Raw genomic sequence first — 25,732 nt, forward strand, 5'->3', positions numbered from 1 at the left:
CGCACCGAGGTGTTCAGCCACCTGCAGCGGCAGTCGATGGCCTTCTTCACGCGTACGCGGACCGGTGAGGTCCAGTCGCGTATCACCAACGACATCGGCGGCATGGAATCCGTGGTCACCTCGACGGCCACGTCGATCGCCGCCAACCTCACCACCGTGATCGCCACCGCCGTGGCGATGGCCGCCCTGTCCTGGCGGCTCTCGCTCGTCTCCCTCGTCGTGCTGCCGCCCGCGATCTACCTGACCAGGCGAGTCGCCCGGATGCGCCGCGCGATCACCGCCGAACGGCAGAAGGAGCTCGCCGACCTCAACGTCACGATCGAGGAGGGCCTGTCGATCAGCGGCGTGCAGCTGAGCAAGACGATGGGCACGTCGTCCGCGCTGGTCGATCGGTTCACCTCGTCCTCGCGCCGGCTCATCGACCTCGAACTGCGATCGGAGCTGGCCGGGCGCTGGCGGATGGCCTCGATGTCGGTCGTGTTCGCCGCGATCCCGGCCGTCATCTACCTGGCCGCCGGGTTGCCCGGGTCGAGCCTGACGATCGGTACGCTCGTCGCCTTCACCGCGCTCCAGTCGAGCCTCTTCCGCCCGCTGATGGGCCTGTTCAACGTCGGCGTCTCGGTCACCGCGTCGATGGCCTTGTTCGGCCGCATCTTCGAGTACCTCGACCTGCCGGTCGACATCCGGGAGCCGGCGAAGCCGGTCCGGCTGCCCCGGGTCGCGGGACACCTCCGGCTGGAGAACGTCTCCTTCCGGTACGCCGACAGCCCGGTCGACGCCGTCGCGGGTGTCGACCTGGACATCCCGGCCGGCAGGTCATTGGCCCTGGTGGGGGAGACCGGCTCGGGCAAGAGCACCGTCGCCGGGTTGATCGCGCGTCTGCACGATCCGACGGCAGGTCGCGTCACGATCGACGGCGTCGACGTACGCGACATCGCGCTCGCCGATCTGGCGGGGATCGTGGGCGTAGTCAGCCAGGAGACCTACCTGCTGCATACGACCGTGCGGGAGAACCTGCGGTACGCCCGGCCGGACGCGTCCGACGCCGAGCTCGTCGAGGCTGCCCGAGCCGCTCAGGTGCACGATCTGATCACGTCGCTGCCGGACGGCTACGACACCGTGGTCGGCTCCCGGGGCCACCGCTTCTCCGGTGGTGAGAAGCAGCGGATCGCCATCGCGCGTACGCTGCTGCGGGACCCGAAGATCCTCGTGCTCGACGAGGCGACCAGTGCGCTGGACACCGAGACCGAGCGGGCCGTGCAGCGGGCGTTCGATCGGCTCACCGAGGGCCGGACGACGATCACCATCGCGCATCGGCTGTCCACCGTCCGCGACGCCGACCAGATCGTGGTGCTCGACCACGGGCGCGTCGCCGAGGCCGGCCGGCACGAGTCGCTCCTCTCCGAGGGCGGTCACTACGCGGCCTTGGCCGCGGCCTGAAGCACTATGCGGCCTTGGCCGCGGCGTGATCTTTCAGTAGCCGACGGTGATCCGCCGCCGGATCGCGTTGCCCTGCTGGAGTTCGTCGGCGAAGGCCACGGCGTAGTCCTCGGCACTGATGAAGCTGTTGCCCTTGTCGTCGGTGATCACGTCGTCGCCGCCCATCCGGAACTTCCCCGTACGCTCACCGGGCGCGATCACCGCCGCCGGTGACAGGTAGGACCAGTCGAGGTCGGCCACGGGCCGGATGACGTTCAGCGCGTCGCGATGGGCGAGCCCGATCGGCCGCCACTCGGCGGGGAAGGCCGGCCCGTCGACGAGATCTACGCCGTCAGGCCCTTTGAGGCTTCCCGCACCGCCGACGAACACGATCCGGCGGACGCCCGCCTTCCGTGCGCCCTCTAGCAGCCCCTTCGTTACCGGAACTGCGTTGGACGGGTCGATGTGCACCGCCGAGGCGATCACGTCGTAACCCTCGGCCGCGGCGGCGACCGAGTCCGAGTCGGTCGGGTCGGCGGTCACCGCCGAGATGTCGGGCGACGGCGAGTGCCCGGTCCGGCTCGCGCTGGTCACCTGCTCGCCGCGTTCGGTGAGTTCGGCCGCGATCCGGCTGCCCAGGGTGCCGGTCGCTCCGAACAGCAGTATCCGCATTCGGCCAGCGTATCGGCGGTCCCGCAGTGTGTCGGCCGTTTCGGCGGGCGAGTTAACATCCGCCCCATGCATGTGATCGAACTTGCCTTCGACGCCAACCCCGCTCGGCTCGCCGCTCGCCCGGCCCATCGGGAGTACCTCGCGAAGCTGCACGCCGAAGGCGTAGTGGTGGTCTCCGGGCCCTGGACGGACGACACCGGGGCGCTGCTGATCTTCGACGTCGACCGGGCGAGGCTGGACGAGATCCTCGCCGACGACGCCTACTACCGCACTCCCGGCGTGACCGTCGCATCCGTACGCGAATGGTCCCCGATCATCGGCCGCGCCCTCGACGTGTAACCCGCCCGCGCCTTGATCCAGTGCCCTGGGTCAGCGATTTCGGGCGCTTAACGGAGATCATGTGCCGGTGGTCAGCGCTACACGGCCGATTTTCGCTGGTCAGGGGCACATGATCTCCGAAATCGGCCTCCCACAGCTGACCAAGGGCACACGATCATGACCTCGCCGCCGGGAGTGGACCGCGCCCGAGCCGGCCGCCCGGGATCGCTTGCCGCTCTGAGAACCAGCCGCCGACTCGTACGCATCCGGGAGCAAGCCGGGCCCGTCATCGATGGCGCGCCGCTTCATAGGGAGCGCCCGTCATTGGTTGCGCGCGGCTTCCATGATCGTCGGAAGCCGACGATCAGTGCACGAATCGGCCCACGAATGTCGGCAGTCGACGATCATGGAAGCCGCAAACGCCATGAATGTCGGCAGCCGACGATCATGGCGGGCTCGGGAGCGCCCCTGCCGGAAGCGCATTCCGCGGGAGGGCTCCATACCGGAGCCCGCAACCGGGTCCGGCAAGCGGCGGGGCCAAAGCCGCGGGCGGTCAAAGTGGTGGGGCCCAAAGCGGTGGGGCCAAAGCGGCGGGCGGCCAATGCGGCGAGCGGTCAGACGGGCGGGCCTCACGAAGTGGGGAGGTCGAACAGCGAAGCGGCGTTCCGCCAAGCCAGCCGCTCAGCGGTGAGGCCGGCGGGGCCGGTGAGGCCGGCGGACCCGACGGGGCCGGCGGTGTCGAAGAGGCCCGAGCCCAGCACCGCACCCAGCGCGGACGCGGGGTCGATGAGCGTCGAGTCGGTGCCGAACAGCAGCTGCCGATCGTCCACTGCTGCCAGAACCGAGGAAATGCGCCCAGCCGGAGCCTGCGACCAGGAAGGTTCCAGATATAGGCGGTCACACGACTGCGCTGCTTCGATGGCGTACGGGTAACCGTCGGCGCCCATGTGCCCGGCGATCGCCCGCAAGCGTGGACGATCCACACAGGACTGTGCCAGGTCCAGCACGGTACGCCCCCAGGTGTGCACGAGCACTGGACAGTCGAGCTCGGCCAGCATCGTCAGGGCGTCCTGGGTCTGCGGGGAGGTGATCGGCGACTCCGTGTAGTCGGTGTGCAGTTTCGCGCCGACGAATCGGCCGTCGCCGAAGTAGCGGGCGAGATCACGCGACGCGGCATCGAGTTGCCGAGGATTGACGGTGACATACCCATAAAGACGGCCTGAGGAAGGCAGCGCGTCGGCGAGCGCGCGATTCCCGGCGGGAGCGTCGTAGCAGACCGCCTCGGTGGCCGACACGATCGCCATGTCGATGCCGTACCGGTCCATCACCGCCAGGTTGGTCTCGACGGACCCGACTTCCATGGTGAAGAACCAGGGTCCCCAGTGCCCGTGCACGTCGATGATCATGCGTCCACTCCCAGGAGCCGGCGGGCGGTGGTCCCCGCGATCAAGGCGACGTCCGAAGCGCTGAGCCCGCAGCGAGCCAGGCGCAGACGAGGAACGGCTGATTCGGCGTACGGAGTTCGCGAACCGTAGACCATTCGCTCGACGCCCACCGAAGAAGCGACCGTCTCGACGGCGTCCGGCGAGTTCAACAGGCGCGTCGACGTGTGGAACCCCATCTCTTCCCGGGCTGCGATCAGGAAGTCGCCGAGATGGTAGAAGTGCGTGTCGAGGAAGACCACGGTCGCCCCGAGCCCCGCGTACGGCTTCCAGAATCGGCGTACGTCACCGCCGGAGAGCACGACGAAACCAAGCTCGGTCGCGCGCCGTACGAGATGGCGGACGGCCGGGAAGTCGGGCTCGGCGTGCTGCTCGTCGGGGAACAGCCGGATCGCGCGTACCCCCAGCTCGGCCAGCCGGTCCAGCTCCCGCTCCGCGCCGAGCGCATCGCGCAGGTCCAGGCCGCCGACAGGCGTGAAGTCCGTCGCCAGCACCTCGTCATTGCCACTGTGCACGTCGAAGAGTGCCGCGCGCAGGCTCGCGACCGCCGCGGCCGTGGTGTTCGCCTCGCGCAAGGCCGCGCCCAGCTCCCCCGAATCGGTGATCCCGCCATCTTTCCCCGGGTACGCACCCAGCAGTGCATCGACATCGAAGGTGATCCGCAGCTCGCCGAGCTGCGCCGCGATCTGCCTAAAGGGCACGGAGTACCTCCAGCACGCGTTCGTGTTCGCCGTCGGGCAAAGCCGGGCCGTGCGGGTCGACGGCGTACTCCGGGGGGATCCGGCCTTCGGCGGCGGCCACCCAAAGCATTCGCTGCACGTAACCGTCGACGGGATCACCGAAGATCGTCTCGGCGTACCGGTCGAAGGGGGCGGTGTCCTGAGCCTCACCGGCCAGGGCGGCCTGCAGAACCCGGTCGGTCGCCTGGACGGCGGCCGCGGCGATCCCGACGAGCGCGGCTTGTGCGCCCCACGCGATCGACGGCGCGAACATCAGGTCCTCGCCGGTGATGGCCAGCCGATCGGCTTCGTTCGTCGCCGCGAACGCGTCCTTGCAAGCGGCGTCGTCTCGCAGCAGCGCGACCTTCAAACCGGCGACGCCGGGCAGCTCGACGAGGTCGCGAACCACTGGCAGCGGATACGGCCGCAGATACAGATCGAACGCGATCAGGGGCAACTCTGACGCTTCCCAGAGCGCTTGATGCACGGCGACGGCCTCGCCGGGGGCGGGCGGGAAGACGAGTAGTGCGTCGGCACCTGCCTCGGCGGCGCGCTGCGCCTCGCGTACCCCTTGAACACCGGCGACCACCGGCACGCCGGTGTCGACCGCGGCCCGGATGACCTGCTCGCGGACGCTGTCGGACTGAAACGGGCCGCGACCGGTGTGCGCGAGCACGGCCAGCGCGCCGACCCCGTCCGTGACCAGGCCGCGGAGATAGTTCGCGAGGACCTCGGGGTTGACGCCGTCCGGGCCGGTCGGCGTGGCGGTGGCGGCGATCAGCTGGCCGCGCAGCCGATCGCGCAGCTCAGCCGCCTTGCGGTTAATCATGAGACTGCACTCCTGCTCTTCACCCGAGAGGCTCATCGAACAGTCCCCGAAGCGCGTCGGCGATCGTGTCGACGTGGTCGTCGGTGTAGTTCTCATTCCAGTCGATCACGATCAGAGTCTCGTCGATCATGCGCTCCGCGACCGGGCAGGTGCCGCGGCCGTACCGGGGTTCCCGGTCAGCGGGCGGACTGGTCAGCGGAAATCGGGAGGAACCGTACACCGGGGCGTCGACCAGAGCGGGCGCGCAGTGCAGACCTTCCTGGAGATATCCGGCGCGGGCCGGGATGCCGGCCGCTTGCAGCTTGGCCGCGATCGTGGGGGCACCCCCATCCGGCAGGATCAGCGGAAACAGCCACCAGGCATGACTGTCCACATCGGCCGGAGGTGTACGCACCGGCAGCCCGCCGATCGCGTCGAGCAACCGCCGGGCAGTACGCCGCCGATCCGCCAGTACGCCGGGCAGCTTGGCCAGTTGCGCCCGGGCGACCGCCCCGGCCAACTCCGTCATCCGATAATTGAGCCCGAAGCTCACGTGGTGCCGCCCGACGTCGCGCGGCCAGCCCTTGTCGGCGAACAGCCGCATGCGGCGGGCGAGGTCGGGGTCGTCGGTCAGGGTGAGCCCGCCATCGCCACAGGTGATGTGTTTCCATTGCTGGAGGCTCAGGCACCCGATCGAACCGGCGGTGCCGACGAGGCGTCCGTTCGGCAGCTTCGTCAGCCAGGCCTGCGCACAGTCCTCGATGAGCATCAGCCCGTGCCGGTCGGCCAGTTCCCGCAGCTCGGCGACGGGTGCCGGCGCGCCGAACAGGTGAACCACCAGGATCGCCCTGGTACGCGGCCCGATCGCGCGGGCGACGGAGTCGACGTCGAGGTTGCCGGTGAGGGGGTCGACGTCGGCGAAGACCGGCACCGCGTTCTGCGCCAGGATCGGGGCGACGGTGCCGAAGTCGCTGATCGGCGAGGTGATGATCTCGTCGCCGGGGTCCGGTGCGGCGGCCGCCACCGCCAGGTGCAACGCGGCGGTGCCCGAGCTCGCGGCGATGGCGTACGCGACTCCGTGGAGCTCGGCGACCTCCCGTTCCAGCGCCTTGACCTCGGTGCCCCAGACCGAGCTGAGCATGCCCGAGCGGAGCACCCGGGTGACGGCGGCGATCTCCTCGTCGCCGAGCGTTCGGCCGGCCGCGTCAGCCATGCTGGGAAACATTTCCACCCTCCGGGTCATACGAAATACCGGACCTGACCGTAATCTGGTAGTGCTGCGAACGGCAAGGAGGACCCGTGGCGATCGAAATCGGTGTGGTCGGCCCGCACGACCTGGTGGACGACGTCGCCGCCACCTGCGAAGAGCAGCCCGGCGTCACCGCCCGGCGGCTCGACTACGACCACGAGTCCCAGACGGTCGGCCTGGTCGCGGCGCACGATGCGCACCTCGGGGCCTGGCTGTTCACCGGCATCGTCCCGTACACGCTGGCCAAGGAGGCCAAGGCGGTGTCCCGGCCGGCCGCGTTCGTCGACTACACCGGGGCGACCCTCCTTCAAGCGGCCGTACGCCTCCTGCGCGACGGGCACGACCCGACGCGGATGTCGGTCGACACCCTGCCGAACGCCGACGTCGCGGCGACCCTGATCGAGGCCGGTCTGCCGGTCGACCGGATCAAGGTGCTCCCGTACCGGTCCGGCCTCACCTCGGACGACCTCGTCGCGTTCCACAAGCGAAGCGCGCGCGGACCGCAGGGCACCACCGTCGCGGTGACCTGCGTTCGTTCCGTCTACGAGGCCTTGCATCCGCACATGCCGGTGCTGCGACTCGCTCCGTCCACCCATTCGGTGCGTACGGCGTTGCGGCAGTTGCTGCTGACGGCCGACAACCAGGCGCACGAGGACGCCCAGATCGCGCTCGGTCTCGTCGAGGTCTCCGGCGAGGACGAGGGCCTGATGCGGGAGGCGGCCACCCTCGGCGGCAGCGTCGCCCGCTACACCGGCGGTACGCATCTGCTGGTCACGACCCGTGGCCCGCTCGCCGACGCCACCGTGGGTTTCTCCGCGTTGCCCATGTTGCGGCGGCTGGCCGATCGGCACGAGATCGTCCGGGTCGGCTTCGGGCTGGGTCGCAGCGCCGCCGAGGCGGAGAGCCTGGCTCGCCGGGCTTTGTCGCGTGCTCGCCGGATCGGGCCGGTCGCGGCCGTCCTCTCGTTGCGCAGCGACATGGACGTCGTACTCGAATCCGAAGCGCCCATCCGCGCCGGCGGCGGCACGACCGCAGCGGTGATCGCCCAGCGGGTCGGACTGTCGGTGTCCACTCTGGAGCGTCTGAAAGAAGTCAAGGCGGCGGCCGGGGCCGAGCCGCTGACCACCCGCGAGGTGGCCGAGCAGCTCGGGGTCCAGCAGCGTACGGCCCGGCGGATGCTGCATCGGCTGGAGCTGGCCGGGCTCGCCGAACGGCTGGGCCACCTGCAGTCCGGCGCGAGCGGCCGCCCGCTCACCCTCTACCGCCTGACCCTCTGACCCCCCGCCTCGTTGATCATGAACTAATGGGTCCGGTTCGATGACCTTCCGGAACCCTAGGTTCATGATCAACGCGACTAGGCCAGCCATTTGTCCAGGTTCGCGGCGACGAACTCGTCGTCGTTCAGATGCGGGTACGCCGTCCAGATCCGATCGATCTCGGCGAGCTGGCCGGGGGAGAGCTCCTCGGTGGGGTCGAGACACCAGCGTCCGGCGAGCAGCCCTTGGCGGCGCAGGATCTCGTGGATGCCGGGGATGCAGCCGTGAAAGCCGTGGGCGGCGTCGAAGATGGCCGCGTTGGCATCGGTGAGGTGCCCGTCGAGGCTCAGCAGGCGGCGTAGTGCCACGTCGTCGCCGTGCCGGGCGGCGCGGGCGTCGGCGAGCAGCTCGACGGCGCGGTGCACCCAGACGGCCCACTGCCCGAGCAGTCCGCCGACGAACTCCACCTGCACCGACCGGCCGTCGACGCGTACGCGATGCGGGGTGATCAGGTCCGCGAGGATGTGATCGTCGTTGCCGGTGTAGAGGGCGAGGTCGCCGATCCGGCCCGCTCGCACGACGCCGTGGAGCACGTCGAGCGTGCGATAGCGGTCGAACGGCGCGACCTTGATCCCGGCGACCGAATCGAGGGCGGCCAGCCGCGTCCAGTAGTCCCGGGACAGCGTGCGCCCGCCGACGGCCGGTTGCAGGTAGAAGCCGACGACCGGGAGCACTTCGCCGACCGCGCGGGCCCGTTCGATCAGCTGATCCTCGTCCAGGTCGGGCGTGGGAGAGAGCAGCACGAGGTGGTAACCGAGCGAGGCGGCCAGCTCCGCCTCGGCCACGGCCTGCGCCGTCGGCCCGCACGCGCCCGCGATGAGGACGACTTCGCGGCCGGACTCCTTCGCCGTCTCCGCGGCCAGTTCCAGCACCGGCGGCAGCAGCCCGACGGTCGGATCATGGATGGCGAACTGTGTCGTGTGGACACCGACCGCCAGCCCGCCCGCTCCGGCGTCGAGGTAGTAGCGGGTGAGTGCCCGCTGACGGCGTTCATCCAGCGTACGCCGCTCGTCGAGAGCCAGCGGATGAGCCGGGATGACGCAGCCGCGGCGGAACGCCTCGAGAGCCGTGGAGCGGGCGTCCGAGGGAGCGCTGGAGGTCTGGGAGGTGAGCACTTGGTCCCCGTTCGTGGTCAGAACTTGCCGTCGCGCGTCTGAAAATGGGTCGGCTTGCCGAGGAAGGGCAGGCCGAGGGTGACCCATTCGGCGATGTGGTCGAGCAACTCGGCGAGCGGCAGATCCGGGTAGCCGAACAGGCCGTGGCAGCGCTGGGCGTTCGACAGCAACGCCGTGGGGGCCTCGGTCCCCGTGAACCGAGGCTCCCGGCCGAGACGCGTACCCAGGTCCAGGGCGGCCTGACGAACCGAGACGGTCTCCGGGCCGGTCACGTTCAGCACGAACGGCGGTACGCCGGTGTGGTGCAGCGCCCGCAGGGTCACCTCGTTGGCGTACCCCTGCCAGACGATGTTGGCCTGCCCGGTCGTCAGGTCGACGGGCGCATCGGCGTGCACCGCCCGCGCGATGTCCACCAGTACGCCGTACCGCATCTCGACGGCGTAGTTGAGCCGGATCAACGCCGTCGGCGTCCCGTGCTCGTACGCGAAGTGCGTGAGTACGCGTTCGCGGCCGAGGCAGGACATGGCGTACTCGCCGACCGGGTCGACCGGCGTGTCCTCGGTGCAGCCGCCGGAGGTGACCGGGACGAGTGGGTAGACGTTGCCGGTCGATAATGCGACCAGACGCGATCCGGCATACCGCTGAGCCACCCGCCCCGGCAGGTACGCATTCGTCGCCCAGGTGGCGTGCTCGCGGCCGGAGGTGCCGAACTTCGCGCCCACGAGGAACACGACGTTGGCCGCATCCGGCAGCGCGGCGAGAGCCGCGTCGTCGGCGACGTCGGCCGAGATGACCTCCGCGCCTTCGGACCGCAGCGCGTCGGCAAGGCCGGGCTCGGAGAAACGGGACACCGCGATCACCTTGGCGCTGGTGCCGGCGGCGGCGACCCCGCGCAGGGCCAGCCGGACGAGGCTCGGGCCGAGTTTGCCGCCCGCGCCCAGGATCAGGATGTCCCCCTCGAGCTTGCGCAGGTCGTCCACGAGCCCGTCGCGCGGCCGCGACAGCCGTTCCTCGAGTTCCGTCAGCGATCGCATGCCGCTCCCCTCACCCCGCTGGATCAGGGTTCTCGGTCGAATCATCATGCAAGATTCGACCCGGAACCCTGATCCAGCGCTGACCCAGCGCCGATTAACGGTCCTGACCGTAACCTCCGGGTGCGGCCGTCGTCAATGGGGGTCGGAAGTTTCCTACCGGGTCATCGCGCGAGCGGCGGCCAGGACGGACAGCACCGCCCGGGTTTCGGTCCAGCGCACCGGGCTCGGCTCGCCCGCGACCATGCCGAGGAACGCCGCGATCGTGCCTCGATAGCCCAGCGCCGTCTCCGGATCGTCGCCGCCGGTCAGCGTCACGGCGTGGGTGCCTTCGGCGGTCTCCACGGTCACGGCGTACGCCTCGCCGTCGGTGACGCCGAGGATCTCGACCGCGCCGACCGGGCCGTCCGTCCAGCCCAGCGCAATGATGCCGGTGTCTTCCGACCGTAGGGTCCGATACCGGCGGATGGCCGAAACCGCCCCGGCGACGGCCACCTCCGGACCGAGCAGCGCCACGAGCAGCTCCACGCCGTGGATGCCCATCGTCACCAGGGTTCCGCCACCCGCCGACGGGTCATCCTGCCAGGGATTGAGGCCTTCGGCCCACGGCTGGACCGAGTGCCGGACGGTGGCCCGCGCGGTGAGCACCTCGGACGAGCGAACTGCCGAGCGGAACTGTTCGAACGAAGGCGCGAAGCGGAGCACCGAGCTGGACAGCACCCGGTGCGGCGCTCGGGCGACCACCGGATCCAACGCGGCCAGTTGCCCGGCTGTCGCCGCAGCGGGCTTGTTCACGAAGCACGGGAGATCCCGGTCGAGCACCGCCGCCAGCGCCGGGGCGACCTGCGGCGTCGGCACCGTCAGCACGACCCCGTCCGGCTTGGCGTCCAGCAACGAGGACAGGTCGGCGAAGACCTCGGCGTCGGGATGCTCCGCCCGGAATCGGGCCAGCCGCTCGGCGTCGGGCTCCCACACCGCCAGCGCCGACCCGGCGGCGAGCGTACGGGCGTCGGTGTAGGGGTGGCTGGTGGCGAGCCCGGCGAGAGCGATCACGATGCGACGCTACCTGCCCGGTCCGGCGAGGTCGATCACCCCATCCGGGCCAGCGCCGCCGGGGTGACCTCGTGCTCCAGCGGGCGGCCGCCGAGGAATCGGGCGATCTCGCCGATCACGATCTCGCCGGCCCGGCGGCGGGCTTCCAGGGTGCCTCCGGCCTCGTGCGGCGTCAGGAGGACGTTCGGCAGCGCCCGCAGCGGATGGTCGACGGGCAGGGGTTCCTCGTCGAAGACGTCCAGCGCCGCGTCGACGTGCTGTGTGCGTAGAAGTTGATGGAGAGCGTGCATGTCCACCAAGGCCGAGCGGGCCGTGTTGACCAGCACCGCACCCGGCTGGAGCAGGGAAAGCTCGCGGACGCCGAGCAAGCCGCGGGTCTCGGGGAGCACGGGCGCGTGGAGCGCGACCACGCGCGAGCCGGTCAGCAGCTCCTCCAGCGTGACCACTTGTACGCCCAGCTCAGCGGCCTCCTCCGGACCCAGGTACGGGTCGGTGACCGAAACGTGGGCGCCGAGCGCGCGCACCAGCCGGACGTACGCCCGGCCGGTGCGCGACGCTCCGATCACGCCCACCGGGCAGTCCCGCAGCTCGCGGCGGGGCGGGGCCTGCTTGGCCGCCTCCCAGGCGACCCCGGTACGCAGGGCGTGGTCGAATCGGTGGACGCGGTGCAGCAGCGCCAGGGTGAGCGCGAGGGCCTGCTCTGCGACCGCATGGGCCATCGCGGCCCCGGCCTGGCTGAACCGAACGCCGTGGTCCCACGCGACCGCTGTCGCATACGGACGGATGGTGGCCCCGGTGTGCGCGACCAAACGGAGCCCCGGCGCTTTTCGCAACGTCTCGGAATCGATCGATGCGCTGGCCCAGCTGGTCACCGCGACGGCCGTGTCGGCGGTGAGCGCGTCGGTGAGCGGGCCCAACTCGCGAAGACGGGCCCACAGATCGCCGGGGAAGAAGAGTTCCCGCAGCCCCGGTGGGACGTCGACGGCGATCATCCCTTCATGCCCGTGGTCGTCACGCCCTCCACGAAATACCGCTGACCGATGAGGTACGCCATGAAGATCGGCACGAACGCGACCACCGAACCGGCCATGACCACGTTCAACGGCACCCGCTCGGCTTGGAGGGAGGCGATCCCGACGGTGAGCGTACGCATCTCCTCGCTCTGCCCGATGACGAGCGGCCAGAGGTAGTCGTTCCAGTGCCAGAGGAAGACGAAGACGCCCAAGGTGGCCATGATGGGCTTGGTCAGCGGGAGCACCAGCGACCACAGGATGCGCAACTCGCCGCAGCCGTCGAGGCGAGCCGCCTCGAAGAGCTCGTCGGGCAGCGTACTGATGAACTGGCGCATCAGGAAGACGGCCTGTGCGTTGGCCAGCGTCGGAATGATCAGTCCCCAGTAGGTGTCGACGCCGCCCCAGTCCGCGATCAGGATGAACAGCGGGATCAGGGTCACGTGATAGGGCACCATCAGCATCGCGACGAAGGACCAGAACATGGTCTCCTTGCCGGGGAAGCGCTTCTTCGCGAAGGCGTACCCGGCGAGCATCGACAACGCGAGGACGCCGATCACCGAGATGATCGCGTACACGGCGGTGTTGACGAGCCAGCGCGCCAGGCTCGCCGTGCCCAGCACCTGGTCGTACGCCTCCAGCGACAGCCCGCTCGGGAGCAGGCTGCCCGGCAGCGACACCGGCCCGATCGGTTTGAACGACAGCACGAGCATCGCGTAGAACGGGAACAGCGTCACCACTGCGGCGAGGAACAGCAGAGTGGCGCGGACAGCTCGCTTCACTTGTCCCTCCCCATGATCAGGCGTTGGATCAGCGCGACGACGAGGGTCATGACGAACAGCGCCACGCCGATGGTCGCCGCGTAGTCCTGGTCGAAGTTGCGGAAGCCCTGCTCGTAGAGCTCGATGACCAAGGTGCGGCTGGCCCGGGCCGGACCGCCGCCGGTCATCACCCAGATCGTGTCGAACGCCTGGAAGGCGACCGTCGTCTCCAGTACGCCGAGGAAGAACAGCGCCGGTTTGAGCTGCGGCAGGATGATGTGCCGGAAGGTCTGCCACGAACCCGCCCCGTCGACGTGGGCGGCTTCCTCCAATTCCCGGGGGATGTCCTGCAGCCGGGCGAGGATGATCAGCATCCCGTAGCCGAACCGGGTCCAGATGCTGACCACGACCAGCGCGGGGAGCACGAGGACGCTGTCGGCAAGCCATGAGCCGCCCTCGAACCCGACCGCGCGCAGCAGCGACGACCAGGGCCCGTCCTCGCTGAAGATCCAGCTGAAGATGACGCCGGCGAGGACCAGGCTCGTGACCACCGGCAGGAAGAAGATCGAACGGAACAGGCGTACGCCGCGGAAAGTACGCCGCACCAGCATCGCCATGCCGAGCGCGACGATGATCGACCCGGGTACGGCGAGCACCGAGTAGATGACGGTGACCCGTAAGGCGTCCCAGAACCGGTCGTCGTGGACGAGGCGGTCGAAGTTGGCCAGCCCGGTCCACTCGGTCTCGCCGCCGATGGTGTAGTCGGTGAAGCTCAGCACGCCACCGGCGATCGCCGGGCCGAACCGGAACAGCACGAACAGCGCGAAGGCGGGCAGCACCAGCAGAAGCCCGGGGCGGGCCTCCCGCCACCGCGCCCCGGCGCGCTTGCGCGCCGGGGCGGTCGTCGCGGCACGCTCGCGCGCCGAGGCGGTGGTGGTCATCCGGTCAGCCCAGCATCGCGTTGGCGGCCTTCGCCGCATCCTTGAGCGCCTGCTCCGGAGACTTCTGGCCCAGCAGTGCGGCCTGGATCTCGGGTGCCAGGGCACCCATGACGTCCCGCGACTTCACTTGCAGCGGACCGACCGTGGCGTACTGCGTGTTCTTCTCGGCCTCCGCGAGCACCGGGTCGTTGGCGTACAGCGCACCGGTGGACTTGATCGGCGAGAAGAAGCCCGACGCCGTGTCGTACGTCTTGACGTTGGCCGCGGAAGTGGCGAAGTTGACCCACTTGGCGGCGGCCGTCTTGTTCTTCGAGCCCTTCAGCATCACCAGCGAGCCGACCGTGCCGTAAGTGACCTGCTTGGCGTTGGTCAGCGGCGGCAGCACCTGGATGTTGTCCTTGCCCCAGAACTTGGTGAGGTCGGCCGGGGTGACGCTCCAAGAGCAGGCCACCTTGTTCTGGGCCAGCCGGCTCTGCTCGATCGGCGGGGTGGTCGTGATCGGGCCCTTGTTGATGTATCCGCCGTCGACCATGTCCTTCAGGAAGGTCAGCGCCTGTACGCCGGGCGCCTGGTCGAAGGCGACCGACTTGCCGTCGGCGGCGAAGACGTCCCCGCCGGCCTGCCAGAGCAGCGGGTAGAAGGTCACGTTGAGGGTGGTCTTCAGATCGCCGTCGTAGGAGATCATGTCGTAGCCCTTGGCCTTGAACGCCGGGGCCATGGCCTTCACGTCGTCCCAGGTCTTCGGGTACGCCGTCTGCCCGACCGCGGCGAACACCTTCTTGTTGCAGAGCAGCGACAACGCCGAGGTGAGGATCGGCGCGCCCATGAGCTTGTTGTCCATCGTGACCGACTTGACCACGTTATCGAGGTAGTCGGACTTGGCCGCGGCGTCGAGGTGGGAGTCCATCGGCTCGATCGCGGTGGCGTACTTGGGGATCTGGTCGGGGATCAGGTAGACGACGTCGGGACCCTTGTTCCCGGCGATCGCCGTGGTCAGAGCCTCGTCGCGGTTGGCCCACGGGAAGATCTCGACCTTCACGTCGATATTGGGGTTCTGCGCCTTGAACGCGTCGACCGTCTGGGACCAGTACGCGCGGTGCTGGGTCTCGTCGACGACGACCGGGTAGATCCACATGGTGACGGTGGCCTTGTCGTCGCCGGAGTCGCCTCCGCCGCCGCACGCGGCCAGCAGCGCCGTCAACGTTGCGACGGCGACGGCCGACACAGCCTTGCGAAGTTGCATGTCGCGTCCTCTCGGGTGGTGTGGACGCACTCTAACTTACGGTCCGGTCCGAATCTAGCCCCTAACTGTCCGCACCTCCTGTCACGGCTGACGTCCCTCGATATCGGCCCCCGTGCTTTCGCGCTGGATCAGGGTTCTGGGTCGGATCTTGCCGCAAGATTCGACCCAGAACACTGATCCAGCGCCCCGACGGAAGCCACCCAGGAAGGGGTCAGAGCGAGAGCGCCGGGCACCCCGGATCGAGGCGTACGCGAGCCAGGTCCCGCCCGACCAGCGTCCAGGCGTCCCATGATCCGGGCTCGAAGGCGAGCTGCGGATTGGTGTACCACTCCATGCCGAGCCCGCTGGCGAGCTTGGTGGCGGAGGTCGTCCCGAGCAGGTGAACCTCGCCCGCGCCTTGGGCGTTGAAGGTGCTGGCGAAGACCCGCCCGCGATGCACCTCGATCTCGCCGTACGTGGTCAGCGGGCCCGATCCGAGCAGCGTCCGGGTGGCCAGGTCCATCGCGAACCAGCTGGTCGTACGCTTGTACACGCCGTACAGCACACCGTGGTAGACCTTGATGTCCTGGAGGGTCTTGTAACCGGCCACCGGGTCGACCTGCCAGAGAACACGTCGCGTGTTCAGGTCGAACGCAGCCACCGAGGCGGCCGTCTTCGTGGCCGGCGTACCGCCGCCGCCGAGCACGTCCCCGCCGAGGTAGACGATCCCGGCCGCGGAGTCCACGGTCAGGCTGTAGAGGCTTTCGTCCGGGATCACGTTCTTGTAAACCTGCTTGTCACCAGTGTCGGGGTCCACGATGGACAATGCGCCCTGGAGGTTCGCCCCGAGCGGCGCGGACGCGACGAGCAGCTTGTCGGTCACCGGGTCGTACTCCAGGTCCCAGGGCCGGGCCTGCCCGTCCCCGAGGTAGCCCAGGCTCCGGATCGAGTCGTCACGGGGGTCCAGTGCGATGATCTGCCCGCTCGGGTAGATCGCCGCGAACAGCTCGTTGCCTCGACGGGCCAGCGCCTTGGGCTCGCCGGGCACCCAGACTCGCCGCTTCGAGCCCGTCTGCAGGTCGCGTACGGTGATCGAGAAGTGCCCGCCGACGTAGAGGTACTTGTTCGGCTGCAGCAGGATCGACTGCGGTCGCTCGGAGCCGGGTGTCAGCCCCGCCTCGATCAGGTCGGTGAACTCGGTCGCGCCGGACGCCAGGTCCATCGTCCAGAACCCGCCGCTGCCGGAGAATCCGGCGAGCGTACCGCCGGACGGGACCAGCAGCCGCGTCTCCTCGCCGAGCCGGGGCGTCCCCAGCGCGGTCAGCGTGCCGTCGCGATAGCGGTAGATCGCGCCGTTCGGGCGGGTGGAGACGACCGCGCTCCCGTCGCCGTCCATCGCGATCGAGTCGATGGAGCCCAGCCCCAGCGCGGTCAAGTCCGTCGTCTTGAGATCTGTGCCGTCGGTACGCACGTCGTACAGCGCGCCGCCGCTGGCGCCGAGGACGCGATCCCCGGCGACGGCGACCGCCCCGAATCCACCGCCGGCGTCGACGAGCACCCGGGACATTCCGGTCGCCCGGTCGATCGCCACCAGCTTGTGCTTGTCGAGAAGGCCGGCGTACACGGTGGTGGCGTCGGCTGCGACGGCCCGGACGTAGCGCTCACCCGAGGCCAGTACGCCGAAGTTCCGGGGTGCGGCGCCGGTCGCCGGGTCGTACTCCCAGACCTTGCCGTCGGGGTAGGTGCCGGCGTAGACCTTGCCGTCCGGCGCGGTCGTCAGGCTCCAGATGAACCCGCCGTTCACGCCCAGCGAGAAGAGCCTGGTGACGACCCCGGTCGTCAGGTCCATCCGATACAGGTCGGGGACTGCGTAGGTGCCGATGTAGAGCTGCCCGCCGGAGATGGTGGTCGCCCAGGCGCCCTCCGGCTCGCCGGTCCCCGGCCCGTCCGGGATGGGCGACTGGCGGACGACCTTGCGGGTGGCGAGGTCGATGTCGGCCACGATCGGCGGCTTCAGCCCCCGCGTCACCACGTACGCGTGTCCATCCTGGACGGCAGCGCCGACGATTGCTCCGGTCACCGAGGCCGGGCCGAAGGTCTGGTAGCCCGGCGAATCGCAGGCCGACGCGGCGACGGCCGCCTGAGTGGGGCCTACCACCAAGCCGGCGAACAGGATCAGCGCCAAAGTACGCCTCATGCGTCCCTCCCTTGTGGGTTTGGGTCATGACCGTAATGTGTGCCTGTCGCCCAGTCAACGCATTCACACGTATTGTGGCCAAGACCGAAAATCGGATCAGGCAATGGTGTTGCCGAATCGGCAACTTCCTTGGCGCGCCGGGAGTGCGACGGGCAGGCTGAACGAATGGAGCATGAGCACAACCACGATCACGCCGAGATGTTCACCGCCGCGTACTGGGACGAGCGGTATGGCTCGGCCGACCGGGTCTGGAGCGGCAACCCGAATCCGCGCCTCGTCACGGTGGCCGGCGACCTGACTCCGGGTACGGCGCTCGACGTCGGCTGCGGCGAAGGAGCGGACGTCATCTGGCTCGCCGCCCGGGGCTGGCAGGTGACCGGCGTCGACGTCTCGGAGGTCGCGCTGAAACGGGCGGCCGAGGCGGCGGGCTCCGAGCTCGCCGACCGTATCACCTGGCAGCAGGCCGACATCCTGACCTGGACGCCCGAGAAGGCGTACGACCTGGTAACAGCGCACTTCATCCACCTGCCCCGGCCGGAGCTGACGGCGCTGCATCGACGGTTGGCGGACGCGGTGAAGCCGGGCGGGACCTTGCTGATCGTCGGGCATCACCCACTGGACATCGAGGCCATCGAGCGCCCGAAGCATGTGGCCGCGCTGATGCTCACGGCCGAGGACATGGCGGAGACGTTCGACGAGAACGAGTGGGAGATCGAGGCGACGAATCCGGGACGCCCGTTCACCGATCCCGACGGGAACGAGGTGACCCTCCACGATGCCGTGGTCCGGGCAACAAAAAAGGCCTGACGACCGCCCTGCCCTTTTCAGTATATGGGAGAGAGGGGGTCGCGCGAATCGCCCCGAATGACGATTTTTGGCGCGTGAACTGCCCATATGCTCGTCAGGTCCCGCAAACTCAGTACCGGGGAGCACTGTGCCTGACGCCAGAACACTGGAGATCGAAGCCGAACAGCAACACGTCGATCGGGTGTATGAGCGAGTCGAGTTCGTTCGCGCCCAAGCCAAGGAACTGGAGCACGAGGCCTACGGCCGGTCCGCCGCCGGCCCGAAGACCGGCCTCGTCGAACGGGACGCCATGGTTCACCGCGCCAGCGCGCAACTGCGCTCGCTGGACGCCGAGGCGGAGGGGCTGGTCTTCGGCCGGCTCGACTTCGACGACGGCGAGGCGTATCACATCGGTCGCCTGGGCCTGCGCGACGACGACATGGAGCCGCTGCTCGTGGACTGGCGCGCTCCGGCCGCCGCGCCGTTCTACCGGGCGACCACCGGTGACCCGCTCGGCGTGGTCCGCCGCCGCGTGATCATCTGCCGGGGCCAGGAGGTGATCGACCTCGACGACGACGTCCTGACTCCGGATCGGGCCGGTGACCTGCGCGTACTCGGGGAAGGCGCATTGCTCGCGGCGTTGCGCCGGTCCCGCGGCCCGCAGATGCGCGACATCGTCACGACCATCCAGAAGGAGCAGGACGAGGCGATTCGGGCCCCCGCGCGCGGCGTCACGCTCATCACCGGTGGTCCCGGGACGGGTAAGACGCAGGTCGCGCTGCATCGCGCGGCGTACCTGCTCTACACCGATCGCGGCAAGTTCGCGGACGGCCGGGTCCTGGTCGTCGGTCCGTCCACTGTGTTCACCAACTACATCAGCCGCGTCCTGCCCGCGCTCGGCGAGGAGAGCGTCCACTTGCGCGCGATCGGCGAGCTCACTCCGGGGGTCACGGCCACGCGCCGGGACAGCGCCGCGGTGGCCGCGGTCAAGGGCGACGTGCGGATGCTCGCGGTCCTCGCCGACCTCATGTGGCAGACCCCGCCCGAGGCTCCTGAGCGGCTCAAACTCGTCTACTCCGGGCAGGTCCTTACCCTCGAGGCCGCGGAGCTCGCGGCCGTTCGCCAACGTGTACGCCGAAAGGGGCAGGCGGAGTCGCTGGCGCCCAACGGCGCGGCCGGGATCGCCTCGGCCGAGCTGGCGGCGGCGTTGTGGTCCAAACTGGACAAGCCGACGCTGGAGCGCGAGCTGTTCTTGGAAGACGTCGTCGACCGGCCCGAGTTCCAGCGGTTCCTGGCGGCGTGGTGGCCGCCGCTGCGCCCGGCCCCGGTGTTGTCCTGGCTGCTCGACGTCGAGCGGATCTCCGGGCTGACCGCCGGGGAAGCGGCCACGTTGTCGGAGTCGTACCACGTGAACAACGACTGGTCGGTGGACGACGTCCCGCTGCTCGACGAGCTGTCGCTGATGCTCGGCGAGCCACCTCGTAAGGTGCGGGTGGCGGCGCCCGCCGCCCGGTTGCGCGAACTGACGACGGGACCGCAGGTCGTGGAGACCTTCGTCCTCAGCATCAGCCTCAACGACGGCTGGAACCTGTACGCCCCAGGGCATCCGACGCCGATCGCCAACGCGGGACCGAACATCGACAATGATGCCGTCATGGCCGCCCAACGCTGGGCTGAGGCCGTGATCCTGCGCGAGGGGCACAAAGTCGTCAGCTGGATCGACGGCTTCGACCCGTACGGCGAGGACGGCTATGTTCCCGTGCTCGCCGATCCGCTGCCCGTCCAGGAGGAGGACGAGACTCCGGTCGAGCCGCCCTACGCCCACGTCATCCTCGACGAGGCGCAGGATCTGTCGCCGATGGAGTGCCGGATGATCGCCCGCCGCTCCGAGTACGCCTCGATGACCATCGTCGGCGACCTCGGTCAGGCGACGCACCCGCTGGCTGCGCCGACCTGGCGGGATCTCCTGCTCCGGTTGGGCCGCCGGGAGGCGCACACCCTCGACCTCACCACCGGATACCGGGTGCCCCAGGCGATCGCCTCGTACGCCGCGGAGTTCCTCGCGCCCGGGATCGCCCCGACGCAGTCCTATCGCGACGGTGGTTCGCTGACCGTTCAGCCGGTCGCCGACCTGGTGGACGGCGTACGCTCAGCGGTCGAGAACGCGCCGCCGGACAGCACGGTGGCCGTCGTCGTGGCCGACGCATTCCTGCCCCAGCTGGCCGATCTCGTCCCGAACCGAGTCGCTCTCGTGCCCGCCAGTCTGGTCAAGGGGCTGGAATACGACCACGTCATCGTGGTGGAACCGGCCGATATCGTGGCCGCCGAACCCCGCGGGTACGCCCGCCTCTACGTCTCGCTGACCCGAGCTGTGGCCGGCCTCGTCGTGGTCCACCACCAGCCGCTACCGACCCCTCTCCGCTGACCCCACCCTGTTGATCATGAACCTAGGGTTCCCCTGCGCGGCGTGTCGTGGCCCCCAACCGCGTGATCAAGACGCGGCTGTCGCCGCGTTGATCACGGCGCAAGGGGCGCCGACACGCCGCCGGGCGGAACCCTAGGTTCATGATCAACGGGAAGACTCACGCCTGGAACAAGGCTTCTCCGTGCTCGGACGCGGTGAACCGGGCGGTCGCGCGGGCCAGCTTGTCGGGGTTGACCTGGTTCAGCACGGCGGAGATGCCGTCGGCGGTGATTTCGAGGCACATGACGCCGACGACCTGGCCGTCGATCGTGGCGACCAGGGCCGGGCCGCCGTTGGAACTCCACCGGTAGACCTCGGGGACGCCGCCGATCGCGGTGTGCTTGGCGGCCGACGGCTGGAACAGCCCGCGCAGGAACTTCGCGACCGCGACCGCACCCTCGAACGCCTTCGCCCGGGCGGGGACCTTCCCACCGCCGTCGCCGATCGAGATCACATCCTGCGTCAGGAGCTTGACCAGCGGTTCCGTACGCCCGCTCGTCGCAGCGGCGAGGAACTCGTCGACGATTCGCCGGGCCACCGCGTCGTCGACCTGTGTACGCGCTTTGCCGTCGGCGATGTGCTTCTTCGCGCGGTGGTACAGCTGCTGGCTGCCCGCGGCGGTGATGTCCAGGATGTCGGCGATCTCCTGATGCGGATAGTCGAACGCCTCTCGCAGCACGTACACCGCGCGCTCGTTCGGCGACAGGCGCTCCATCAGGGTGAGGACGGCGTACGACACGGATTCGCGCTGCTCGGCGGTGTCGGCCGGGCCGAGCATCGGGTCACCGGCGAGCAGCGGCTCGGGCAACCACTGCCCGACATAGGTCTCCCGCCGGGCGCGGGCCGAAGTCAGGAGGTTGAGACATAGGTTGGTCAGGACTTTCGTCAGCCATGCCTCGGGCACCTGGATGCGCTCGACGTCGGCGATCCGCCACCGCAGAAAGGTCTCCTGCACGGCGTCCTCCGCCTCGGCGGCCGACCCGAGCATCCGGTACGCGATGGCTTCCAGCCGCGGCCGGGCCGCCTCGAACAGGTCGACGTCGCCCGCGGTCAGTGCCATGCCCCCGAGACTAGAACAAGGTTCCCTGCTCGACCGGTTCGGCCTCCGGCAACGGGGCCAACTCCGGTACGCGGGCGCGTACCTCGTCGTGGAAGCGGCGGGCGAGAACGGGCGCGTCCGCGTTGTCCGGCGTATGGACGAACACGGTCGGCGACCGTCCTTCGCGCAGCCACTGGGCGACGACGTCCAGCCAGGGCTGCCAGCCTTCGACCGTCTGCCGCGTGGCATCCCGGCCGAGATAGCGGACGACGGGACGGCTGGTCACCGCCCGTTCGCGCTTCGGCATCCGCGGCTTCTTCTCCCACGCGTCCCGCTCGGCGTCGCTCGTCGGCGGCGCTTGGAAGAACGCCGTCGTGTCGAACGGGATCCACTCCGCGTCCGCCTCGGCCAGGACACTTTCCAGGGCGGCGGTCGCGCGAACGTCTTCGAAGAAGGCGCGGTGGCGCACTTCGACGGCGTACCGGTGATCGGGTGGCAGGCGACGCAGGAAGCTCTCCAGCGCCGGGACGTCGGCGGGGGCGAACGAACCCGGCAACTGCAGCCAGAGAGCGTGTGTACGCCCCCCGAGGGGTTCGATCGCGTCGAGGAATCCGCTGAGTTCGGCGTCGACGTCGTGGAACCGGCGCTCGTGGGTGATCGTCTTCGGGAGCTTCATCACGAACCGGAAATCGGCGCCGGTCTGGCGCGCCCAGGTCTCGACGGTCGCCCGCGACGGAGTGGCGTAGAACGTCGTGTTGCCCTCGACGGCGTCGCACCAGGTCGCGTAGGACCGCAGCCGGTCACCGCTCGCCGGCATGAGGTGGCCCTGCCACGCCTTGTGCGTCCACATCGCGCATCCCACCGCCAACCGCATCCGCCAACCCTATCGAGCGGGCCCGACAACGCGGTCAGTGCAGGTCGTCCAGGTCCAGGCGGTACCAGACGGCGTCGGCGAAGACGTGCAGGTGCGGGCCGCGCCCGATCACCACGGCGTTGCTGGGCAGGCGGCGATAATCGGGCAGAATCAACTGGTACGCGCGAAAGTGCCCCCGGGTCAGGTCACCGGCGAGCAGGCGGTCGCGGTCGGCGGCGTACCCGCCGAGTAGGGCGCAGCGCGTGCCGTCCACGATGAGCGCCTGCGCAGCGCTGCCAGTGCCGGGCCAGGAGGTGACCGTGTCGCCTTCGACGCGGACGATCGGAAACCGGGAGTAGTAGGTGCTCCAAGCGGTCTCTCCGGCGAGGTTGAGCGCGTAGCACTCCTCGACCGGGTCCGCGCCGTTGGTGAAGCGCCATTCGGGGCGCAGGCGGGAGCTGAACCGGATGATGCCCGCCGAGCCGAGCGGTTCGACCGAGCCGACGTGCCAGCCGTTGCCGCCGTAGACGCCCTCGTCGAAGTAGCCGACCCAGATCTTGCCCGACGGTGTGGTCTGCACGTGCTCGATGCCGTCGCCGAGTACGCCGACCCGTTCGGCCTGGCCGTCGGCGGTCACGATCATCGCGTTGGCCTCCGCGCCGTCGGCGCTCAACCGGCAGCGGGCCGCCACGAGCAGTACGCGATCGCCGGGCAACGGCTGCACGTGGCAGTGGGCCAGCCGCAGCTCGGCGACGGTGACGTCCAGCGCCGGCTTCGGGGCGTACGCGACGACCCGGGCCCGGACACTGTGCGGTGAAGTGGTGACGGCGAAGGACACCCCGCTCGGTTCGGTGACGCGCGCGGTCAGCGCCTCCCGTCCCGCCGCCGACGACCAGAGCGCGATCGCCTCACCGAACGGGCCGATGGAGGCGGTCACGAGAACGTGGCCCCGCTCCGGTGGCCGTAGCCGCGCGTGTACGCGGAGTGCGATCGGTTTGCGACGTCGTGCCATGAGCCCCCTCGGTTCAGTTCGGTCCCCGAGAAGAAACGCGTGAGGGGGCGTACGGGGTTGGCTCGGATCAGCGGCCCGGCTGGAAGCCACCAGCGATGACGGCGATTTCGTCCTGGTCGGCCGCCCAGTCTTCCTGGGAGACGTACCACGAGAAGGTGTAGAACCGGCCGTTCGCGATGAACCCCCGCCGCAGCACGTGCATGTTCGTGCCGTTGCCGGTCGTGTAGAGCCACTCCCAGTCGGCGGCCGGGTAATCGCGGTAGTCCACACTGTCGAGCTTGAGCTTCTGGTAGTTCGACTTGCTGTACTGGTCGCTTTCCTGCTCGGCCAGCGCCGCCTTCGGATCGTTCGTCGTGATCTCCGAACTCATCACGCCGAGGACCCGTCCGCCGCCGCCCTGTTCCCGGAAGAGGATCATGTCGCCTTCGCTCGTCTTGGACCAGCCGTCCGGAACCGGGATCGCGTAATCCTCGCCGGTGAACAGGTGCCAGCCCGCGGGCAGCGCGCCGCCCGCGGTCGGCGTCGCGCTCGGTGACACCGAAACGGCGCTGGGGGAGGCGGACGGGCTCGGTGCGGTCAACGGGCCGGACGTCTTGCCGTGGCTCGGGGCGAGCGTCGGGGTCGCCGACGGCTTGCCGTTCGCGCCGGCATCGGAGTCGTCCTGCATCAGCGGGACCGCCACGGCGACGGCGACTACGACGAGCACGCTCGCGGCGATGGCGTACCAGCGTTGGCGGGCGGTGAACTTCGGCGGAGTGGGCGGAGCGGAGACGGGCTCGGCCGGATCGTCCGAAGTAGAGGGTGCGGGATTGAGGCGCAGCAAGTCGAGCCGCGTCGGCTCGGGCGGAGCGGGCACCACCGGCGCCACCGTCCGGGTCGGCTGGGCGGCCGCCCGGATCAGCAGCTTCTCGGCCTGCTCGGCGGTCAGCCGCTTGGCTGGATCCTTGCGGAGCAACCCGGTCAACGCGGCCTTCAGCGGGCCAGTCGCGTTCTTCGGTGGTGGTGGCGGCTCGCTCGCCAGTGCGGTGAGCGTCGCGATCGCGGTCGCCCGCGCGTACGGGGATTGGCCCTCGACCGCGGCGAAGATCGTCGCGCCGAGGGACCACAGGTCCGCCTCCGGGCCCGAGGTCCCCTCCTTGGCCCGTTCCGGCGAGATGTACGCCGGAGAGCCGAGCACGAGTCCGGTGCGTGTCACGTTGGGGTCCCCGGGGACGGTCGCGAGCCCGAAGTCGGTGAGCACGACCCGGCCGTCCTCGCCGAGCAGCACGTTGCCCGGTTTGACGTCGCGATGCATCACCCCGGCCCGGTGCGCCGCCTGGAGAGCGTGCAGGACTTCGAGTCCCACCGCCGCCGCTCGCTGTGCGGGCAATGGGCCGTCGGCGGCGAGGACGTCCTGAAGGGAGCGCGACGGGACGTACTCCATCACGATCCAGGGATCGGTCTCCGGGCTCGTCCGGACGACGTCGAAGACGCGTACCACATTGGGATGATTGAGCCGCGCGATCGCCCGGGCCTCGCGGAGCGAGCGTTCCCGCATCTCCTGGCGCTCGGAGTCGGTCAGGCCCGGCGGCGGGACGATCTCCTTGACGGCCACCTCGCGGCCCAGGATCTCGTCGCGGGCGAACCAGACTCGTCCCATCCCGCCCTGGCCGAGGGCGTGTTCCAGGCGATAACGGCCGGCGACGGTACGCGGTTCGGCGGGGGAGGGGGACATCCTTCCGGAGAGTAGTCGCCGGCGGTCGATCCGCCCACCTGGGGAGTCTCGGTGAGAGCTGCGCCACGCGTTTGTTCCCCCTGACAACCTATTGAGCGCAGAGCCGACTCAAGGTAGAAATATTCACACCGCCCGAACCTGTCACGCGGATCGATAGCCCTGCGCAAGAGAGCGCTCTCTTCAAGCTCCGTCCTGAGAGGAATCCATGAGCACAAGTCCGCTCCGCCGAAGACTGGCGTTCGGCATCGCGGCGCTGGCCGCAATCGCCGCGACCGCCTCCGCCGCGCCCGCTGCCGGATCGACCGGCGGCTGGCTCGGCCCGAACGTCGTCGTCTTCACCCCGGACATGCCGGTCAGCCAGATCCAGGCCACCCTCGACGCCGTCCACGCCGCCCAGGTGGACGCCGAGATGACCACCGACCGGTACGCCTTCCTGTTCCAGCCCGGCGTCTACGGCACCGCCGAGCAGCCGTTGCAGATCAAGGTCGGCTACTACACCGAGATCGCCGGGCTCGGCGCGTCCCCCGCCGACGTCGTCATCAACGGCAAGGTCGAGGTCTACAACCGCTGCCTCGCCGACGGCGGCACCGG

General features: G+C 69.6%; 22 protein-coding genes and 1 pseudogene. 6 read left to right on the forward strand and 17 right to left on the reverse strand.

Annotation, left to right across the window (positions count from 1 at the left end):
• A partial coding sequence (locus HOV77_RS34560) for an ABC transporter ATP-binding protein (RefSeq protein ID WP_290870623.1) occupies positions 1-1,440 on the forward strand: 1,440 nt, incomplete at its 5' end.
• A 33-nt stretch (positions 1,441-1,473) separates the two neighbouring features.
• Here the strand turns inward: HOV77_RS34560 and HOV77_RS34565 are convergent.
• On the reverse strand, positions 1,474-2,091 hold the full coding sequence (locus tag HOV77_RS34565) for an NAD(P)H-binding protein (RefSeq protein ID WP_290870626.1): 618 nt from the start codon (positions 2,089-2,091) through the stop codon (positions 1,474-1,476).
• A gap of 66 nt (positions 2,092-2,157) precedes the next feature.
• Here HOV77_RS34565 and HOV77_RS34570 point away from each other — a divergent pair, with 66 nt between their 5' ends.
• A complete protein-coding gene (locus HOV77_RS34570) occupies positions 2,158-2,430 on the forward strand; it encodes a YciI family protein (RefSeq protein ID WP_290870629.1) in 273 nt (90 codons plus the stop codon).
• Positions 2,431-3,038: 608 nt separating this feature from the next.
• Here HOV77_RS34570 and HOV77_RS34575 read toward each other — a convergent pair.
• From HOV77_RS34575 to HOV77_RS34590, 4 genes are read right to left on the reverse strand one after another with little or no spacing between them, the layout of a single operon-like run.
• Entirely contained in the window at positions 3,039-3,815 is a 777-nt protein-coding gene (locus tag HOV77_RS34575; protein ID WP_290870632.1) for an amidohydrolase family protein, read from the reverse strand.
• Positions 3,812-4,552, reverse strand: coding sequence for an amidohydrolase family protein (locus HOV77_RS34580; RefSeq protein WP_290870635.1), 741 nt, complete (start codon positions 4,550-4,552; stop codon positions 3,812-3,814). Before HOV77_RS34580 ends, HOV77_RS34575 begins: the two co-directional genes overlap by 4 nt.
• Positions 4,542-5,399 (reverse strand): dihydrodipicolinate synthase family protein, encoded by an 858-nt coding sequence (locus HOV77_RS34585; protein WP_290870638.1) that lies wholly within the window; start codon positions 5,397-5,399, stop codon positions 4,542-4,544. Before HOV77_RS34585 ends, HOV77_RS34580 begins: the two co-directional genes overlap by 11 nt.
• A gap of 19 nt (positions 5,400-5,418) precedes the next feature.
• On the reverse strand, positions 5,419-6,591 hold the full coding sequence (locus HOV77_RS34590; RefSeq protein WP_290870641.1) for a DegT/DnrJ/EryC1/StrS family aminotransferase: 1,173 nt from the start codon (positions 6,589-6,591) through the stop codon (positions 5,419-5,421).
• A gap of 86 nt (positions 6,592-6,677) precedes the next feature.
• On the opposite strand from HOV77_RS34590, the gene HOV77_RS34595 reads away from it, so the two are divergent.
• Entirely contained in the window at positions 6,678-7,904 is a 1,227-nt protein-coding gene (locus tag HOV77_RS34595) for a hypothetical protein (RefSeq protein WP_290870644.1), read from the forward strand.
• Between the two features lie 77 nt (positions 7,905-7,981).
• Here HOV77_RS34595 and HOV77_RS34600 read toward each other — a convergent pair whose 3' ends face one another.
• The 8 genes from HOV77_RS34600 to HOV77_RS34635 all read right to left on the reverse strand — a co-directional run bounded on the left by HOV77_RS34600 (position 7,982) and on the right by HOV77_RS34635 (position 17,273).
• Complete coding sequence (locus HOV77_RS34600; RefSeq protein ID WP_290870646.1) at positions 7,982-9,058, reverse strand: dihydrodipicolinate synthase family protein; 1,077 nt, start codon at positions 9,056-9,058, stop codon at positions 7,982-7,984.
• Between the two features lie 17 nt (positions 9,059-9,075).
• Complete coding sequence (locus tag HOV77_RS34605) at positions 9,076-10,092, reverse strand: NAD-dependent epimerase/dehydratase family protein (protein ID WP_290870648.1); 1,017 nt, start codon at positions 10,090-10,092, stop codon at positions 9,076-9,078.
• Between the two features lie 153 nt (positions 10,093-10,245).
• Complete coding sequence (locus HOV77_RS34610) at positions 10,246-11,142, reverse strand: Gfo/Idh/MocA family oxidoreductase (protein ID WP_290870651.1); 897 nt, start codon at positions 11,140-11,142, stop codon at positions 10,246-10,248.
• A 35-nt stretch (positions 11,143-11,177) separates the two neighbouring features.
• Positions 11,178-12,134, reverse strand: coding sequence for a hydroxyacid dehydrogenase (locus HOV77_RS34615; protein WP_290870654.1), 957 nt, complete (start codon positions 12,132-12,134; stop codon positions 11,178-11,180).
• The gene (locus HOV77_RS34620; protein ID WP_290870657.1) at positions 12,131-12,934 is read right to left on the reverse strand and encodes a carbohydrate ABC transporter permease; all 804 of its coding nucleotides are present in this window, start codon (positions 12,932-12,934) and stop codon (positions 12,131-12,133) included. Before HOV77_RS34620 ends, HOV77_RS34615 begins: the two co-directional genes overlap by 4 nt.
• Entirely contained in the window at positions 12,931-13,854 is a 924-nt protein-coding gene (locus HOV77_RS34625) for a sugar ABC transporter permease (protein WP_290870660.1), read from the reverse strand. The genes HOV77_RS34620 and HOV77_RS34625 overlap by 4 nt, the downstream gene beginning before the upstream one ends.
• Before the next feature lie 4 nt (positions 13,855-13,858).
• Positions 13,859-15,097 (reverse strand): sugar ABC transporter substrate-binding protein, encoded by a 1,239-nt coding sequence (locus HOV77_RS34630; protein ID WP_290870663.1) that lies wholly within the window; start codon positions 15,095-15,097, stop codon positions 13,859-13,861.
• A gap of 211 nt (positions 15,098-15,308) precedes the next feature.
• A complete protein-coding gene (locus HOV77_RS34635; RefSeq protein WP_290870666.1) occupies positions 15,309-17,273 on the reverse strand; it encodes a PQQ-binding-like beta-propeller repeat protein in 1,965 nt (654 codons plus the stop codon).
• A 165-nt stretch (positions 17,274-17,438) separates the two neighbouring features.
• On the opposite strand from HOV77_RS34635, the gene HOV77_RS34640 reads away from it, so the two are divergent.
• Both HOV77_RS34640 and HOV77_RS34645 read left to right on the forward strand, forming a co-directional pair.
• Positions 17,439-18,080, forward strand: coding sequence for a class I SAM-dependent methyltransferase (locus HOV77_RS34640; RefSeq protein ID WP_290870669.1), 642 nt, complete (start codon positions 17,439-17,441; stop codon positions 18,078-18,080).
• A 127-nt stretch (positions 18,081-18,207) separates the two neighbouring features.
• Positions 18,208-20,484 carry a UvrD-helicase domain-containing protein gene (locus tag HOV77_RS34645; RefSeq protein WP_290870672.1) on the forward strand — a complete coding sequence of 759 codons (2,277 nt, stop codon included), beginning with the start codon at positions 18,208-18,210 and terminating at the stop codon, positions 20,482-20,484.
• A 157-nt stretch (positions 20,485-20,641) separates the two neighbouring features.
• Here the strand turns inward: HOV77_RS34645 and sigJ are convergent, their stop codons facing one another.
• The 4 genes from sigJ to HOV77_RS34665 form a co-directional block, all read right to left on the reverse strand.
• Positions 20,642-21,583: an RNA polymerase sigma factor SigJ gene (gene sigJ, locus HOV77_RS34650; protein ID WP_290870675.1), complete on the reverse strand. Its 942-nt coding sequence runs from the start codon at positions 21,581-21,583 to the stop codon at positions 20,642-20,644.
• A gap of 10 nt (positions 21,584-21,593) precedes the next feature.
• Positions 21,594-22,412: a DUF72 domain-containing protein gene (locus HOV77_RS34655; RefSeq protein ID WP_290870682.1), complete on the reverse strand. Its 819-nt coding sequence runs from the start codon at positions 22,410-22,412 to the stop codon at positions 21,594-21,596.
• A 58-nt stretch (positions 22,413-22,470) separates the two neighbouring features.
• Entirely contained in the window at positions 22,471-23,427 is a 957-nt protein-coding gene (locus HOV77_RS34660; RefSeq protein ID WP_290870677.1) for a hypothetical protein, read from the reverse strand.
• Positions 23,428-23,494: 67 nt separating this feature from the next.
• Positions 23,495-25,141, reverse strand: a complete 1,647-nt coding sequence (locus tag HOV77_RS34665; RefSeq protein ID WP_290870679.1) for a serine/threonine-protein kinase — start codon at positions 25,139-25,141, stop codon at positions 23,495-23,497.
• 205 nt (positions 25,142-25,346) lie between these two features.
• Between HOV77_RS34665 and HOV77_RS34670 the strand changes: the two are divergent.
• Positions 25,347-25,732 (forward strand): annotated as a pseudogene (locus tag HOV77_RS34670) (adenylyl cyclase); the annotation flags it as partial.

The organism is Hamadaea sp. (assembly GCF_013362815.1).
Classification (GTDB): Bacteria; Actinomycetota; Actinomycetes; order Mycobacteriales; family Micromonosporaceae; genus Hamadaea.

What these genes read in the sequence shown, in the direction of transcription:
- HOV77_RS34570 (WP_290870629.1), top strand. Translation starts at nt 2,158, where the DNA reads ATGCATGTGATCGAACTTGCCTTCGACGCCAACCCCGCTCGGCTCGCC.
- HOV77_RS34655 (WP_290870682.1), bottom strand. Translation starts at nt 22,412, where the DNA reads ATGTGGACGCACAAGGCGTGGCAGGGCCACCTCATGCCGGCGAGCGGT.
- HOV77_RS34635 (WP_290870666.1), bottom strand. Translation starts at nt 17,273, where the DNA reads ATGAGGCGTACTTTGGCGCTGATCCTGTTCGCCGGCTTGGTGGTAGGC.
- HOV77_RS34640 (WP_290870669.1), top strand. Translation starts at nt 17,439, where the DNA reads ATGGAGCATGAGCACAACCACGATCACGCCGAGATGTTCACCGCCGCG.
- HOV77_RS34665 (WP_290870679.1), bottom strand. Translation starts at nt 25,141, where the DNA reads ATGTCCCCCTCCCCCGCCGAACCGCGTACCGTCGCCGGCCGTTATCGC.
- HOV77_RS34585 (WP_290870638.1), bottom strand. Translation starts at nt 5,399, where the DNA reads ATGATTAACCGCAAGGCGGCTGAGCTGCGCGATCGGCTGCGCGGCCAG.
- HOV77_RS34660 (WP_290870677.1), bottom strand. Translation starts at nt 23,427, where the DNA reads ATGGCACGACGTCGCAAACCGATCGCACTCCGCGTACACGCGCGGCTA.
- sigJ (WP_290870675.1), bottom strand. Translation starts at nt 21,583, where the DNA reads ATGGCACTGACCGCGGGCGACGTCGACCTGTTCGAGGCGGCCCGGCCG.
- HOV77_RS34590 (WP_290870641.1), bottom strand. Translation starts at nt 6,591, where the DNA reads ATGGCTGACGCGGCCGGCCGAACGCTCGGCGACGAGGAGATCGCCGCC.
- HOV77_RS34615 (WP_290870654.1), bottom strand. Translation starts at nt 12,134, where the DNA reads ATGATCGCCGTCGACGTCCCACCGGGGCTGCGGGAACTCTTCTTCCCC.
- HOV77_RS34565 (WP_290870626.1), bottom strand. Translation starts at nt 2,091, where the DNA reads ATGCGGATACTGCTGTTCGGAGCGACCGGCACCCTGGGCAGCCGGATC.
- HOV77_RS34575 (WP_290870632.1), bottom strand. Translation starts at nt 3,815, where the DNA reads ATGATCATCGACGTGCACGGGCACTGGGGACCCTGGTTCTTCACCATG.
- HOV77_RS34630 (WP_290870663.1), bottom strand. Translation starts at nt 15,097, where the DNA reads ATGCAACTTCGCAAGGCTGTGTCGGCCGTCGCCGTCGCAACGTTGACG.
- HOV77_RS34625 (WP_290870660.1), bottom strand. Translation starts at nt 13,854, where the DNA reads ATGACCACCACCGCCTCGGCGCGCGAGCGTGCCGCGACGACCGCCCCG.
- HOV77_RS34605 (WP_290870648.1), bottom strand. Translation starts at nt 10,092, where the DNA reads ATGCGATCGCTGACGGAACTCGAGGAACGGCTGTCGCGGCCGCGCGAC.